The following is a 14,567-nucleotide window of genomic DNA, read 5'->3' as shown; positions in this document are numbered from 1 at the left end:
TATAATCTTTCTTCTTCGGGTCGTTAGCTCAGCTGGTAGAGCAGCGGACTTTTAATCCGTTGGTCGCAGGTTCGAATCCCGCACGGCCTACCACGAATACGCAGTACTGATCTGCTTGCGAGTTGTTATAGCAAGCATTTTTTTACGGCACAGTGTTACCGAAGTTGTTGTAAAAAGTTTTTGGGTCGTTAGCTCAGCTGGTAGAGCAGCGGACTTTTAATCCGTTGGTCGCAGGTTCGAATCCCGCACGGCCTACCAAATTCTACAGAAAAGCCAACCGTTCGCGGTTGGCTTTTTTGTTTTCTAGGCTTGCCTGGATCGCAGCCACTCCTTCAGCGCCTCATTCATGCGCGTTTGCCACCCATCACCGGTGGCCTTGAAGGCTTCGAGGATGTCTGCATCGAAACGTATGGTCGTGCTGACCTTGCCTCCGGTGCCAGCGGGTCTGCCGCGGCGGCGTGCCGCCTCCTGCCGCGCGTCGGGACGGGAAACGGGCTTGTTGCCCACTTGCCAGACACCCTGCTCGAAAAAACCGTCCGTCAATTCAGGCGCATCGTCGGGATCAACCCAGGCTTTGCTTGTATTTGTCGATTTCGCGTTCATTTGCCTTCCTCATGCTGATGATTCTGCGCGCCCGGCCACGCGGCGTCCAGACCAGTACAACCAGGCGCTCGTCGAGCCAGCCTGCAGTGATGAAGCGGGGTTCGCCGTAGTCCTGGCGCTGGTCCGGCAGCGTAATGGTGAGCCCGTCAAACACTACACGCGCACGCGCAAAGTCGAGACCACGCTCCCTGAGCGTCTTTTCACGCTTGACAGCATCAAAAGTGATTCTCATTATTTATTGTAGTAACAAATAATAGAAACAGCCAGCCCTGTTTCGCGAGCAAGGGCGCCATCGGGACTGCTACATCGCCACCCTTAACGCGACGCCAACGCCGGCCTACCCGCCAGATGCGCCACCACGCCGCCCATCACCCGCCCCAGCGGCACCTCCACCCAGCGGTAAAACGCGGCGCCGGCCACCAGGCTGGCGCCCCAGGCTGTCAGCATGCCCAGCGCTTGCCATTCCGGCTCGAGCGGCACATACGTGATGAACAAGGCATTCACCAGCAGGCTGACGGGGAAGTGGACGAGAAACACGGCATACGAGATCCGGCCCAGGGTGTTGATGATGTTCCAGGCGCCGCCTTGGGACGGCGTGCGGGCGCGGCCGAACAGGAACAGGGCGCAGGCGACGATCAGGGCCAGCGCGATGCGGCTGCGGTAATCGATGGCCAGGGCCAGCAGGACGGGCACGGCGGCCATGGCCATGAGCACGGTCATGGCACCAGGTTTGCGGGCCGGATCGCTGGCCCACCAGGCCAGCATGCCAAGGCCATAGCTGCCGAAGAAATACGGCGCCCAATTGTCCCAGTCCGCGTCGAGATTGAAATACAGCAGGGAAAAGGTGATGCCCACGGTGACGGCCAGCGGCATCAGCCAGTGCCCGCGCCGCTGGCCCGCCAGGCGGCCGCCCAGCCACAGCAGCGATACCGTCAGCAGGTACAGCTGGAAATCGATGGCCACGTACCAGGCGCCGGCCGACAGCGACTCATAACCGAGCACGCCATGCAGCAGCAAGGCATGAGCGCTCAGCTGGCCCAGGGTGACGGCGGCCGACATGGAGTCGTGCTGCATCCAGATGCCGGCGAGCGGCGTAATCACGGCAGCGAGCAAGGTGGCAGCCAGGAAAGGCGGCGCCAGCTTGGCATAGCGGCGCCAGATCGCCTGTAGCGGGGTGGCGATGCCGGGACGGCCGGCAGGCGAAAGGGATTTGGCGACGAGAAAGCCGCCGATGACGAGAAACACTTGCACGGCGATGCGCGCACTGCCGCCCAGCCAGTCCAGCAATGCGGGCCACAGGGGTTGCACGTAATCGGACATGGGGCCGTAAAACGCCAGGTGATGCAACACGATCAACTGCGCCGCGCCTGCCTTCAAACCATTGATCCAGCCAAACTGCGGACGATGTGCCAGGTCCGCCTGTGATACCACTGCTGCTGCCGTCATTCCCATCCCTTGCCGTGCCAGGTAGCGTCGCCAGTCCATCGCGCAACAGGCGCGCGGCCGGGGACTTACCGAAAGGCCGATATCATAGCCGAGCCTGGAAGATGGCGGGGCACGGCAGGCCGCTACGCGCCCTGCCCGCCCGCGTCCGGCGCCTCGGGCGCCAATGGCTGTTGCGCCAGGATGGTGTCCAGCAAGCCGGGGAAGCGGCTTTCGATATCGGCGCGGCGCAAGGTATTCATGTGCGTCGTGCCCGCGTTTTCCGTATAGACGAGGCCCGCTTCGCGCAAGACCTTGAAATGGTGGGAAACGGTCGACTTCGGCCGTCCGCCGTCGAGGTCGCCGCAAGCGGCCGCGTCGACTCTGGCCAGGTGGCGCACGATGTCGAGGCGAATGGAGTCGCTCAAGGCGTAGAGCACGCGTTCGAGCACGAATTCGCTGGCGGGAGGATGTTTGTGTGGGCGCATGAGCAGAATCATACAGCATGCGCTATACTAATTCCATTCTTCGAATATTTACGAACTACCGAATCAACATCCACCAATACTTCCACCAACAAACACAAAGGCCACCATGTCCGCCCTCTTCCAGCCCTACACCCTCAAAGACATCACCCTGCGCAACCGCATCGCCGTGCCGCCGATGTGCCAGTACATGGCCGTCGATGGCCTGGCCAACGACTGGCATCTGTCGCACTACGCGGGCATGGCCCGTGGCGGCGCCGGCCTGGTGATCGTCGAAGCGACGGCCGTGGCACCCGAAGGCCGCATCACGCCAGGCTGCACGGGCATCTGGAACGATGACCTGGCGCAAGCCTTCGTGCCTGTCGTGAAGGCCATCAAGGCGGCCGGTTCCGTGCCCGGCATCCAGATCGCCCACGCCGGCCGCAAGGCCAGCGCCAACCGCCCATGGGAAGGCGACGACCATATCGCTGAGGGCGACGCGCGCGGCTGGCAAACCATCGCCCCATCCGCCATCGCCTTTGGCGGCGGCCTGCCGAAAGTGCCGCGCGCCATGGACCTCGACGATATCGCCCGCGTGAAGCAGAACTTCGTCGACGCTGCCGTGCGCGCCCGCGAAGTTGGCTTCGAATGGCTGGAACTGCACTTCGCCCACGGCTACCTGGCGCAAAGCTTCTTTTCCGCCCACTCGAACCAGCGCGACGACATCTATGGCGGCAGCGTGGAAAACCGCAGCCGCTTCCTGCTGGAAACCTTGAAAGCCGTACGCGAAGTGTGGCCCGAGCACCTGCCGCTGACGATCCGCTTCGGCGTGCTGGAATTCGATGGCCGCGACGAGCAAACCCTGCTCGAATCGATCGGTCTCGTGCGCCAGTTCAAGGATGCCGGCATGGATATGCTCAGCGTCAGCATGGGCTTTACCATTCCCGACGTGGCGATTCCCTGGGGCCCGGCCTTCATGGGTCCGATCGCCGAGCGAGTCCGCCGCGAAGCTGGCGTACCCGTCTCGTCCGCCTGGGGCTTCGGCACGCCGGCCATCGCCGAGCGCGTCGTCAAGGAAGAACAGCTCGACGTAGTGATGGTGGGCAAGGCGCACCTGGCCAATCCGCACTGGGCATATTTTGCCGCCAAGGAGCTCGGCGTCGAGCGCGCCTCGTGGACCCTGCCGGCGCCCTACGCGCACTGGCTGGAACGCTACTGATCGTCCTTCGTCTGCGCTGCCGGATGCCCATCCAGGGGCAATTCCGGCAGGAATAACAGCCCCAATAGCAGCAGTGGCATGCAGCAGACGTCTGGACGCCGTGCACAATTCGTCGGACGGCGCCGGCGCTCGCTCGGGGATGGGAAGGTCTTCGTTGCAGGCATGGGATCCGATATAGGCAGGCTATCTAGCAATATGAGACCGCGCATGAGGGCTACGCGAGGCTTTTTTCCGCCCATATCCCGCACGGCCCTTCCCAAAACCGCCGTTGGCCGTCATAATAGCCGCCCTTGGGTCGTTAGCTCAGCTGGTAGAGCAGCGGACTTTTAATCCGTTGGTCGCAGGTTCGAATCCCGCACGGCCTACCAAGATTCAGTCGTCATCATGCAAGCATGCTGATACGGCACAGTATTACCGCAGTTCAGTTGTAAAGTTTTTGGGTCGTTAGCTCAGCTGGTAGAGCAGCGGACTTTTAATCCGTTGGTCGCAGGTTCGAATCCCGCACGGCCTACCAAATACTTCAGAGAAGCCAACCGTTCGCGGTTGGCTTTTTTGTTTTCAGCGCCAGCTATGCCCCTTCCCCATACCTTCCCGGCGTCACGCCCATCACCCGCTTGAACATGGCGATAAAGGCGCTGACGGTGTCGTAGCCCAGGGTCAGCGCAATCGTCGTGACGGGCTGGCCGGCGGCCAGCAGTTCCAGGGCGCGCAGGATGCGGGCGCGCTGGCGCCATGCCGAGGGCGTAAAGCCGGTCTCCGCCGTAAAACGGCGCGCCAGGGTGCGCGGCGAGACGCCGGTCCAGGCGGCCAGCGCTTCCACGCCCCGCTCGTCGGCCAGGTCATCGAGCACGGCGCGCGCCACGCGCAGCAGGCGCGGGTCCGTCGGCAGGGGCAAGCCGAAGGACTCGTGCGGCGCGGCGGCGATCTCGTCGAGGATCACGCCCGCCACCCGGGCCTGCCGGGTGTCCAGTGCACCATCCTCCCAGGCGCTGGCGCGGCCCACCGCCTCGCGCAGCAAGCCCGAGACGCGCATCACACACGGCGCGGCGGGCAAGCTGCCGCAACTGGCCTCGTCCACATACACGCTCCAGCCCGCAAACGGGCCATGGGAACGCAGCGCATGCACGTGATGGGGCGGCATCCACACGCAGTGGCTGGCCGGCACCACCCATTGCCCGTTGTCGGCGGCAACGGAAAGCAAGCCCCGCATGGCGCCAAACAGCTGGCCGCTGGCATGGCGGTGCGCCGCCGTCACCCGCTCCTGCGGCTGGACAATGCGCATGGCGCGCAGCGGTGACGGCGGCGACGCTGAAAAAATTGGCGGATTTAACGTATCGAATGACATAAACAACGCAGACAAGACAATCCCATCATCATACAGTGAAGTCTTTCGATATTCAGGAGTGCATCATGCGTGCAGAAGACGTATTACCCGATCAACAAAACCAGGGCCAGTTCAATGGCGTCACTGTACGCAAGGGAACGGTGGGGGCCTTCCTGGCCAACGCCCGGCTATGGCTGGACGAGACCAGCAGCGACGCCGACCGGAGCATGGCCGAGCGCGACATTATTGAAGCGCTGCCCGCTCTGCACGCGCTGGGGCTGTTCGACATCGTGCAAGTGCGCGATGCGGCGCTGCGCGAACTGGTATCGCCATCGGGCGCCTAGGCGGCACCGGCTCGTCGCCGGCGCGCATTTCCTCTATCATGCTGCTTTGCCCGCCTTCGCACCCGCCATGCCGTTTACCATTGCCGCCCCCGTCCACAGCGAACTGATCATCAAGAAAAGCCGTTTCATCGGTTGCGTGCAGCCGATGACGGACCGCGCCAGCGCGCAGCAGGTGGTCAACGATTTGAAGGCGCAGCATCCGGGCGCCTGCCATGTGTGCTGGGCGCTGCTGGCGGGCGGACAGTCGGCGGCCGTCGACGATGGCGAGCCGAGCGGCACGGCCGGACGGCCCATGCTCGACGTGCTGCGCCACCAGGACCTGGAAGGCGTGCTGGCGACGGTGGTGCGCTACTTTGGCGGGATCAAGCTGGGCGCGGGCGGTCTCGTGCGGGCCTACACGGATAGCGTGGCGCAAGCGTTGTTGCAGGCGGAAAAGACGGCCATCGTACGCCAGCGCAGCCTGCGTTGCACGGTGCCGTATGCGATGGAAGGCATGCTGCGCCGCGAGCTCGATGGCGCCGGCGCCACCTTGCTGAACGTGGAACACGGCGCAGACGTACTGTTCGATTTCAGCCTGGCGGAAGCGGCAGCCACCGCCCTGCTGGCCCATTTGGATGAGGCAGGCAATGGACGGATAACCTGGCTGAAAGCAGAAGCCGAAGAGGAAGAATAAAAATTACAAGTTGCCAGGGCGCTTGATCTGCAGCAAGATGAAATGCGTCCACGCCAGCGCCGGCAGCACCATCAACAGCAGCATCAGTCCGGCAGGCATGTCCGGCACGAAACGTACGAAGCAACCGAGAAAACCGGCGATGGCCAGCCAGAAGCGCCAGTTGAACGCATACGCCTTGCGCGCCACCGTTGCCAGGGCGATGCGCCAGAATTCCAGCAAGGCCCACAAGCCGCCCGTCAGCAGCAACGCGGCCAGCGCATTGGCGCCGGGGGCGTCGGCCCAGGTGCGCACCAGGTTGTACAACAGCACGGGATAGCCGGCCGTGATGGCCAGGGTGGCCGGGCCGGCGGCGATGACAGCTTCCAACAGCTGCCCTTTGGAACGATGATCCACTAACTCTTGCTCCTCAAGCCACGACGCCGGAATGGGCGGCGATCACTTGCAGCGCGCCGGCCGCATCCTGCGCCCAGACGCGCGTAAAACGGAAGTCGCCATGCGTTTCCACGTCGTGATAGCTGCCTGTCAAGTGCATGCGCACGGAGACGACGGCCACGTTGCCAGTGACACGCACATGGCGCTCGGACGCGCGCAAGTCCGTGATGGTCAGCAGCCGCTGCTCGTGCGCTGCCAGGTCCGCATGTTTGCTCAGCAGATGACCCAGGTGATTCGTAAACAACAAGTCATCGGCCAGCAACACATTCAGTACAGCCACATCGGATGCCATCATGGCCAGGCGCAAGCGTTCTTCCGCATCGAGTACCTGTACTTCCGTTAAAGCATTCATCTTTTTCCTTGAAATAATTGGCACGACATTAATAAATAAGCAAAACATGCTTGCATGAAATCTTCTTTTTCACAATCCACCGGAAGACTTATGCCTGTGGAGCATATTTATATAGCGTAATATTCGCAGCGGTATTGCGCAAAACGCCACCATAGTACTGTACAGTGCTTGCCCTTCCGCCCCGGGCTGGGGCAGCTGTCAGTTGCAGTACTGTTTTATGTGCTCCGTGCAGTCTCGAATAAAACCAAGATAAGGCCCCTTCATGGCAATTAACATCATCCTGAACCTGCTCGTTGCGTTGCTCGTCTTCGCTTTCATGTTCCACCAGCAACGCAAACACGCGACATTTACCGTGCGCGTCTTTACAGGCCTGGGCCTGGGCGTGCTGCTCGGTGCGGCCGTGCAGTGGCTGTACGGCGCCGGCTCGCCCATCATCGCCGGTACCAATGAATACATCGACATCGTCGGCAGCGGCTACGTCAAACTGCTGCAGATGATCATCATGCCGCTAATCATGGTCTCGATTATTTCCGCCATTCTAAAGCTCAAGGATGCGAGTTCCCTGGGCAAGATCAGTGCGCTGACCATCGGCACCCTGCTCATCACCACGACCATCGCCGCCGCGCTGGGCATCCTGATGGCCAAGCTGTTCGGCCTGACGGCTGTCGGCCTGACGTCGAGCGCCGCCGAAGTGGCGCGCGGCGTGCAGCTGCAAGGCTCGCTGGAAACGGCGAAGGCCCTGTCGCTGCCGAAACTGCTGGTCAGCTTCGTGCCGACCAATCCTTTCCTCGACATGACGGGCGCGCGCAAGACGTCGACCATCGCCGTGGTCGTGTTCTCCATCTTCATCGGCATCTCGGCCACGGGCATCGCCGTGAAGAAGCCGGAAATCTTCGCGTCCTTCGAAAACTTCATGAAAGTGGCGCACGCCATCGTCATGCGCATGGTCACCCTGGTGCTGCGCCTGACGCCGTACGGCGTATTCGCGCTGATGTTTGAAGTGGTGGCGTCGTCGAGCTACACGGACATCTTGAAACTGATCAACTTCGTCGTCGCCTCGTACAGCGCGCTGATATTGATGTTCCTCGTGCACCTGGCCATCATCGCCGGCGTGGGTCTCAATCCGCTGCGCTTCGTGAAAAAAGTCTTCCCCGTGCTGGCCTTCGCGTTTACCTCGCGCACCAGCGCCGGTTCGATCCCGATGAGCGTGCAGACGCAAACCCAGCGCCTGGGCACGCCGGAAGGCATCGCCAACTTCGCCGCCTCGTTCGGTTCGACCATCGGCCAGAACGGCTGCGCCGGCATCTATCCCGCCATGCTGGCCGTCATGATCGCCCCCACCGTCGGCGTCGATCCGTTCACGATCAGCTTCCTGCTGCCCTTGCTGGCCATCATCACCATCGGTTCCGTCGGCGTGGCCGGCGTGGGCGGCGGCGCCACGTTTGCCGCCCTGATCGTGCTGTCGGCGATGGACTTGCCCGTCGCGCTGGCCGGCTTGCTGATCTCCGTCGAACCGCTGATCGACATGGGCCGCACGGCGCTGAACGTGAGCGGCTCGATCACGGCCGGCACCGTCACCAGCCGGGTCATGGGACAAACCGACCTGGCCGTCTACAACAGCGACGACGCGCCCGACCTGGACGAAGCGGAACATACCGCCTAGAACGCATAACCAAACCTACTGCGCGTCGCGGGTCGCGGTTTCCGATGCTCACTGGCTCGGCGCCCCCGTACATTCGCACAGTTCCGCTTCTCAAGCCAACGGGGGCGCCGAGCCTCGCTTCCGCTCGCTACGGTTTTGTTAGGTGTTCTTAAGCGCGTCCAGCCACACCAGCGGCGCGCCGCGCCTTGCCGCTTTCGTCTATATTTATTAACAATAAATATAGAGGAAGGCGCAAGGCGATGGAACAGAAATGGCCGCAGCAAATCTGGATCGTGCGTCACGGCCAAAGTGCCGGCAACGTGGCGCGCGATGCCGCCGAAGCGGAAAAACAGTTATTGATCGCCATCGCCGAGCGCGATGTCGACGTCCCCCTCTCCGAGCTGGGCGCGCGCCAGGCGCAAGCCCTGGGCGACTGGTTCGCCACCCTCCCCCCTGAACAACAACCGACCGTGGTGCTGTACTCGCCGTATGTGCGGGCCCAGCAGACGGCGCAAGCCGTGCTGGCGCGCATCGATGCGGACAGCCTCGCCTCCGTGGTGGCCGACGAGCGCCTGCGCGAAAAGGAATTCGGTATCCTCGACCGCCTGACCGTGCACGGCATCGCCAGCAAGTACCCGGAACTGCACGAACAACGCCAGCACGTCGGCAAATTTTACTTCCGTCCGCCAGGCGGCGAAAGCTGGTGCGACGTCATCCTGCGCCTGCGCAGCGTGCTCGACACCATCACCCGCGAATACCGGGGAGAACGGGTGCTGATCGTCGGCCACCAGGTCATCGTCAACTGTTTCCGCTACCTGCTCGAGCGCTGCGACGAGCACGCTATCCTGGCCATCGACAAGGCCGCCGACGTGCCCAACTGCGGCGTTACCTCCTACGCCTTCAACCCCGCCCTCGGCAAGCACGGCAAGCTGCAGCTGGACCTGTGCAACTTCGTCGCACCGTTGGAAGCGGCCGGCACACCCGTCACGGCCCAGCCCGACATGCCGGCTGCGCCCAAGTCCTAGTTTTTTCGGAGTCACGCATGGACACCACCGCCATCACCCCATCCCTGCTGCGCTCCTGGCCCCTGCCCATGCCGCAGCCCGACGGCGACAAGGAAGTGCGCGGCCACCTGCTGATCGTTGCCGGCTCGGCGGAAATGCCGGGCGCCATCCTGCTGGCGGCCACGGCAGCGCTGCGCGCGGGCGCCGGCAAGCTGACCCTGGCGACGGGCGCATCGGTGGCGGCGCAGGTAGCCATCGCCATGCCCGAGGCGCGGGTCATTGGCCTGGACGAAACGGCGCTGGGCGGCTTCCGGCATGAGGCGCAACACCAGCTGGCGCCGCTGGCCGGCAAGGTGGACGCCGTCCTCGTCGGGCCAGGCATGTGCGACACGGCCGCAAGCTGCGAGCTGATGCGCCACCTGCTGCCCCTGTTTGCCAGCAGCAGCCTCATTTTCGACGCCTGCGCCATGCAGGTCGTGCGCAAGCCCGCGCACTTCCGTTTTGAGCAAGCCGTGCTGCTGACGCCGCACGCGGGCGAACTGGCCCAGTTGCTGGGCCTGTCGAAAGACGCCGTGCTGGCCGACCCGCATGCCTGCGCCGTGGACGCGGCGCGGCGCTGGAACGCCATCGTCGCCCTGAAAGGCGCACTGACCGTCATCGCCATGCCCGACGGCACCTGCTGGACGCATGCAGGCGGCAATATCGGCCTGGCCATTTCCGGTTCCGGCGACACCCTGGCCGGCATCATCACGGGCCTGGCCGCGCGCGGGGCGCCGTTGGAGCAGGCGTGCGCCTGGGGCATCGCCCTGCATGCGCTGGCAGGCGAACAGCTGGCCCTGCGCTTCGGCAGCCTCGGCTACCTGGCGCGCGAAATCCCGACCGAGATTCCCGCCCTGCTGCGCCATCTGGCCGCATGAACGGCGCGGCGTGGAAACAACAGCATAAGCATATCCAGAAAGAATCGTTAGCGCCGGCGGGCGCCTCCCTTAAGCTCATTGCAACTGTTTCCATACGAACACCAATCGAGCCCAAAGGACACCGCCTTGCATCCGCGCCATTCATCCACCCCTGCCTCCCGTCCCGCCACGCCGCTGCGCGCCATCGTGCTGGCCTGCACCATGCTGGGCACCGCGCCCGCCTTGGCCCAGGACGCGCAAGCCAGCGCCAGCACAGGCACCACCGCTGAAACGACCGGCGCCAGCATCGACCAGGTCACCGTCGTCGGCTCGCGCGCGCGCAACCGCACGGTGTTCGACAGCAGCGTGCCCATCGACCGTTTCGGCGCGCGCGAAGTGAGCAATGCGCTGGCGACGGGCGACGTGGGCGCGGCCCTGCAAAACCTGTCGCCGTCGATCAACTTCCCCCGCATCGAGTCGAGCGGCGCGTCCGATTCCGTGCGCGGCATCCAGTTGCGCGGGCTGGCGCCCGACCAGGTGCTGGTGCTGATCAACGGCAAGCGCCGCCACACGAGCGCCGTGCTCGACACGGAAAGCAGCTTTGCCGGCACCGTGCCGGTCGACATCAACGCCATTCCGCCGAACGCCATCGACCATATCGAAATCCTGCGCGACGGCGCGGGCGCCCAGTACGGCAGCGATGCCGTGGCGGGCGTCATCAACATCGTGCTGAAGAAGGCCCGCACGGGCGGTGCCGCTTCCGTCAGCTATGGCGCCAACCATACGCATTTCGACCCGACCGACCAGACCCTGACGGATGGCCAGACCATCATCGTCAACGCCGACTATGGCGTGCCGCTGGGCGAGGCGGGCTTCTTCCGCTTCGGCGCGGAGACGCGGCGCCGCTCGCCCACGGAACGGGCCGGCCCCAGCGACGCGGGCTGGACTTCCTACAACTTCACGCCAGCCGACCAGGCGCTCGACGGCAAGGTAGTGTTCAAGTCGGGCGACTCGCGCCAGCGCAACCACTATTTGTTCTACAACACCCAGCTCACCCTGGACGGCGGCCTGGACCTGTACTCGTTTGCCACCCTCAACGAACGCACATCGGACGGCAGCGCCTACTTCCGCTATCCGGGCGACCCGTCGAACGTAGCGGCCCTGTATCCGAACGGCTACCGCCCCGTCACCAATGGCGGCAAACGCGACCTCAGCATCGTGGCCGGCGTGCGCGGCAGCGCTGGCGAATGGAACTGGGACGCCAGCGCGCGCCACGGTAGCGACCGCTTTGACTACGGCGTGAGCCACTCCGTCAACGCTTCGCTGGGTGCGGCCAGCCCCACGCGTTTTGATCTGGCCGGCTTCGACTTCCGCCAGAATGCCTTGAACCTCGATGCCACACGCAGCATCGACATCGGCTTGCCCGCGCCATTGAGCCTGGCCGTGGGCGCCGAATGGATGCGCGAAACCTACACCAGCTCGGCCGGCGATCCTGCCTCGTATGCGGCCGGCAGCTTCACGGACGCTCCGCCGGGCGCCCAGGCGGGACCGGGCTTGCGTCCCTCGGACGCCTATGACGGCAGCCGCCAGATCCGCTCCGTGTATGCGGACGTGGAAAGCGACCTCACGCCGCGCCTGCTGGTGGGCGCCGCCGCCCGCTATTCCCACTACAGCGACTTCGGCAGCGCCAGCACGGGCAAGCTGTCCACGCGCTATAAAGTGACGGATAACTTCCTCGTGCGCGGCTCGCTGTCGAACAGCTTCCGCGCGCCGGCCCTCGTGCAGACGGGTTTCCGCTTCGCCACACTGAACTTCAACGCCGATGGCACGGCACTGCAAACGGCAGCCCTGCTGCCGGCCAGCGATCCGCTGGCGCGCAGCTTCGGCGCACAACAGCTGAAACCGGAAAAATCGACCAACGTCTCGCTGGGCCTGGCCTGGAAACCGTCCACCGCCACCAGCGTGACGGTGGACGCCTACGTGATCCGCATCCGCGACCGCATCACCCGCTCGAGCGACTTGCAAAGCGACGCCGTCACGGCCTACCTGGCCGCCAATGGCCGCAGCGACATCCAGTCCGTGGCCTACCTGGCCAACCTGCTCGACACGCGCACAAAAGGCCTGGACGTGGTGCTGAACCATGACCTGGCGTTCACCTCAGGCAAGCTGAACCTGAATGCGGCGCTGAACCTGAACAAGACCAGCCTCGACAAGGTGCACCAGAGTTCCGCCGCGCTGGCCAATATCGATCCGAGTCTGACCCTGCTGACGGAAACGAGTTTGTTCCGCATCAAACATGCGTCACCCGCGAGCAAATTGATCCTCGGTGCCGACTGGCAAGCGGCCGGCTGGGGCGTGCAGGCGCGCGCCACGCGCTTTGGCGAGCTGAAAGATTTTTCCTACGACAGCGATGCACCCTTAATCGACGGCATCCCGGCCCAGCGCTTCGGCGCCGTCTGGTCGCTGGACCTGGAAGGCCAATTGAAACTGAGCAAGCAACTGACTTTGAGCGTGGGCGGCAACAACATCCTCGACCGCTATCCGCAGCGCGTGCGTGAGACGAATAACGCCACGTATGGCGGCGCCCTGCCCTACAATTTCATCAACCCCATCGGCGTCAATGGCGCGTACTTCTACGCCAAGCTGAACTACACCTTCTAACGCCACGGAAAGAACCCATGATCATCAAGAAAATCTCCCACCTCGTCGCCGGCGCCTGCCTGAGCGCCCTCCTGCTGTCGTCCGCCCAGGCCGCCGCGCCGCTGGTGCTGATGACGGACTTCGGCACGGCCGACGGCGCCGTATCGGCCATGCATGGCGTCGCCTATGGCGTCGATCCCCAGCTCACCATTTCGGACCTGACGCACCAGATTCCCGACTACGACATCTGGCTGGGCGCCTATCGTTTGTACCAGACGGCCAATTACTGGCCGCAAGGCACGGTGTTCGTGTCCGTCATCGATCCGGGCGTGGGCACGGCGCGCAAGTCGGTGGTGCTGAAAACCAAGGGTGGACGCTATTTCGTGGGGCCGGACAATGGCCTGTTCACCCTGATCGCCGAGCGCGACGGCGTGGCCGAACTGCGTGAAATCGATGAAAAGGTCAATCGCCTGGCGGGTTCCGCCGAATCGTACACCTTCCATGGCCGCGACGTGTACGCGTATGTGGGTGCGCGCCTGGCGTCGGGCGCCATCACGTATGAACAGGTGGGTCCGCAATTGCCGAGCGAATCCGTGGTGAAGATCGCGTATCAAAAACCTGTACGCGACGGCAACACCATCCGCGGCATCGTGCCCGTACTGGACGTCAAATATGGCAATGTGTGGACGAATATCCCGAAATCCCTGCTCGACGAATTGCAGGTAAAGCTGCACGATCCGCTGCAAGTGCGCATCTTGCACAAGGGCAAGCAAGTGGCCAAGGTCACGGCGCCATTCGAACACACGTTTGGCGGCGTCGCCAAGGGCAAGCCGCTTGTCTACCTGAACAGCCTGCTCGACGTGGCCGTCGCCATCAGCCAGGGTGACTTTGCTGCCAAGCACCACGTCGAGTCGGGCGTGGATTGGGAAGTGGAAGTGAGCAAGGCCCCTGCAGCCAAATAAACGCTCCTTACGCGGCCGGGGCATCCCGTCCTGGCCCACCTCGTATCCCTTCCGGATTTGCGCTGCGTCAAATGCAGCGCGCTCCCCGCCCCCGCCAGCACCGCGCCTGTGCAAGTCCGGTGAACCTGTAGCGGCCCACCTACTCTAAACCTTGCAAGCGATGCCAGCCTTGTTCCAGATACGCAATCTGGCGAGGCATGCGTTTCCACGACAGTCTTACACTGAAAAGGAACAATCATGACGGCTCCACTCCTGACTACCAGCAAGCTCGTCCTCGGCAGCGCCATCGTCTGCGCGCTGCTGGGCGGTTGCAACAAACGCAATGACACCAGTACCACCGCCACGCCCGCCGCCACCGAGCCGGCAACGCCGCCCGCCACCAGCGGCACGTCCGGCACCACGGGCACGACCAACCCGGACGCCACCACGCCAGCCACGCCAGGCATGACACCGGGCACCACCACCAACCCCGATGGCACGACCACGCCGCCATCCACCACACCGCCCCCCAACGGCACGACACCGGGAACAGGCACGGGCACAGGGACCACGCCGCCGCCACGCAACAGTTAGCACTCTGGCCAGACGAG

16 protein-coding genes and 4 tRNA genes are annotated in these 14,567 nt (G+C 63.8%); 13 read left to right on the top strand and 7 right to left on the bottom strand.

Features of this window, described 5'->3' with window-relative positions; translation table 11 throughout:
* Nucleotides 1-17 precede the first annotated feature (17 nt).
* Both JAB1_RS00355 and JAB1_RS00350 read left to right on the top strand, forming a co-directional pair.
* Nucleotides 18-93: transfer RNA gene (locus JAB1_RS00355), tRNA-Lys, on the top strand.
* Between the two features lie 89 nt (nt 94-182).
* Nucleotides 183-258: transfer RNA gene (locus JAB1_RS00350), tRNA-Lys, on the top strand.
* Nucleotides 259-303: 45 nt separating this feature from the next.
* On the opposite strand, the gene JAB1_RS00345 is transcribed toward JAB1_RS00350, so the two are convergent.
* The 4 genes from JAB1_RS00345 to JAB1_RS00330 form a co-directional block, all read right to left on the bottom strand.
* Complete coding sequence (locus JAB1_RS00345) at nt 304-603, bottom strand: BrnA antitoxin family protein (protein WP_070278022.1); 300 nt, start codon at nt 601-603, stop codon at nt 304-306.
* A complete protein-coding gene (locus JAB1_RS00340) occupies nt 563-835 on the bottom strand; it encodes a BrnT family toxin (RefSeq protein ID WP_070278014.1) in 273 nt (90 codons plus the stop codon). The genes JAB1_RS00345 and JAB1_RS00340 overlap by 41 nt, the downstream gene beginning before the upstream one ends.
* Before the next feature lie 83 nt (nt 836-918).
* Nucleotides 919-2,049: an acyltransferase gene (locus tag JAB1_RS00335; protein WP_070278012.1), complete on the bottom strand. Its 1,131-nt coding sequence runs from the start codon at nt 2,047-2,049 to the stop codon at nt 919-921.
* Nucleotides 2,050-2,171: 122 nt separating this feature from the next.
* A complete protein-coding gene (locus tag JAB1_RS00330) occupies nt 2,172-2,513 on the bottom strand; it encodes a helix-turn-helix domain-containing protein (RefSeq protein WP_070278089.1) in 342 nt (113 codons plus the stop codon).
* 106 nt (nt 2,514-2,619) lie between these two features.
* Between JAB1_RS00330 and JAB1_RS00325 the strand changes: the two genes are divergently transcribed.
* The 3 genes from JAB1_RS00325 to JAB1_RS00315 all read left to right on the top strand — a co-directional run bounded on the left by JAB1_RS00325 (nt 2,620) and on the right by JAB1_RS00315 (nt 4,222).
* Nucleotides 2,620-3,708 (top strand): NADH:flavin oxidoreductase/NADH oxidase, encoded by a 1,089-nt coding sequence (locus tag JAB1_RS00325; protein ID WP_070278011.1) that lies wholly within the window; start codon nt 2,620-2,622, stop codon nt 3,706-3,708.
* A 292-nt stretch (nt 3,709-4,000) separates the two neighbouring features.
* Nucleotides 4,001-4,076: transfer RNA gene (locus JAB1_RS00320), tRNA-Lys, on the top strand.
* 70 nt (nt 4,077-4,146) lie between these two features.
* A tRNA-Lys gene (locus JAB1_RS00315) sits at nt 4,147-4,222 on the top strand.
* A 54-nt stretch (nt 4,223-4,276) separates the two neighbouring features.
* Here JAB1_RS00315 and JAB1_RS00310 read toward each other — a convergent pair.
* Entirely contained in the window at nt 4,277-4,990 is a 714-nt protein-coding gene (locus tag JAB1_RS00310) for a helix-turn-helix transcriptional regulator (protein ID WP_254671922.1), read from the bottom strand.
* A 128-nt stretch (nt 4,991-5,118) separates the two neighbouring features.
* Here JAB1_RS00310 and JAB1_RS00305 point away from each other — a divergent pair, with 128 nt between their 5' ends.
* Complete coding sequence (locus tag JAB1_RS00305; protein WP_070278009.1) at nt 5,119-5,376, top strand: hypothetical protein; 258 nt, start codon at nt 5,119-5,121, stop codon at nt 5,374-5,376.
* Nucleotides 5,377-5,443: 67 nt separating this feature from the next.
* Entirely contained in the window at nt 5,444-6,049 is a 606-nt protein-coding gene (locus JAB1_RS00300; RefSeq protein WP_070278008.1) for a YigZ family protein, read from the top strand.
* A 3-nt stretch (nt 6,050-6,052) separates the two neighbouring features.
* Here JAB1_RS00300 and JAB1_RS00295 read toward each other — a convergent pair whose 3' ends face one another.
* Together JAB1_RS00295 and JAB1_RS00290 are read right to left on the bottom strand one after the other, a co-directional pair.
* The gene (locus JAB1_RS00295; protein WP_070278007.1) at nt 6,053-6,442 is read right to left on the bottom strand and encodes a hypothetical protein; all 390 of its coding nucleotides are present in this window, start codon (nt 6,440-6,442) and stop codon (nt 6,053-6,055) included.
* A gap of 13 nt (nt 6,443-6,455) precedes the next feature.
* Nucleotides 6,456-6,833: a nuclear transport factor 2 family protein gene (locus JAB1_RS00290; protein ID WP_034785122.1), complete on the bottom strand. Its 378-nt coding sequence runs from the start codon at nt 6,831-6,833 to the stop codon at nt 6,456-6,458.
* A 262-nt stretch (nt 6,834-7,095) separates the two neighbouring features.
* On the opposite strand from JAB1_RS00290, the gene JAB1_RS00285 reads away from it, so the two are divergent.
* The 6 genes from JAB1_RS00285 (at nt 7,096) to JAB1_RS00260 (ending at nt 14,550) form a co-directional block, all read left to right on the top strand.
* Nucleotides 7,096-8,496 carry a cation:dicarboxylase symporter family transporter gene (locus JAB1_RS00285; protein WP_070259747.1) on the top strand — a complete coding sequence of 467 codons (1,401 nt, stop codon included), beginning with the start codon at nt 7,096-7,098 and terminating at the stop codon, nt 8,494-8,496.
* Nucleotides 8,497-8,735: 239 nt separating this feature from the next.
* Nucleotides 8,736-9,500 (top strand): histidine phosphatase family protein, encoded by a 765-nt coding sequence (locus tag JAB1_RS00280; RefSeq protein ID WP_034785117.1) that lies wholly within the window; start codon nt 8,736-8,738, stop codon nt 9,498-9,500.
* Nucleotides 9,501-9,517: 17 nt separating this feature from the next.
* Entirely contained in the window at nt 9,518-10,396 is an 879-nt protein-coding gene (locus JAB1_RS00275; protein WP_070278006.1) for an NAD(P)H-hydrate dehydratase, read from the top strand.
* Nucleotides 10,397-10,522: 126 nt separating this feature from the next.
* Entirely contained in the window at nt 10,523-13,036 is a 2,514-nt protein-coding gene (locus JAB1_RS00270) for a TonB-dependent receptor (RefSeq protein ID WP_254671920.1), read from the top strand.
* 17 nt (nt 13,037-13,053) lie between these two features.
* The gene (locus JAB1_RS00265) at nt 13,054-13,977 is read left to right on the top strand and encodes an S-adenosyl-l-methionine hydroxide adenosyltransferase family protein (protein WP_083299500.1); all 924 of its coding nucleotides are present in this window, start codon (nt 13,054-13,056) and stop codon (nt 13,975-13,977) included.
* A gap of 237 nt (nt 13,978-14,214) precedes the next feature.
* Complete coding sequence (locus JAB1_RS00260) at nt 14,215-14,550, top strand: hypothetical protein (RefSeq protein ID WP_070278004.1); 336 nt, start codon at nt 14,215-14,217, stop codon at nt 14,548-14,550.
* The last annotated feature ends 17 nt before the right edge of the window (nt 14,551-14,567 follow it).

It is taken from the genome of Janthinobacterium sp. MP5059B (assembly GCF_001758645.1).
Classification (GTDB): Bacteria; Pseudomonadota; Gammaproteobacteria; order Burkholderiales; family Burkholderiaceae_D; genus Janthinobacterium; species Janthinobacterium lividum.
The sequence above is the reverse complement of the archived record's forward strand: the minus strand, read 5'-3'. Positions and strand labels throughout refer to the sequence as shown.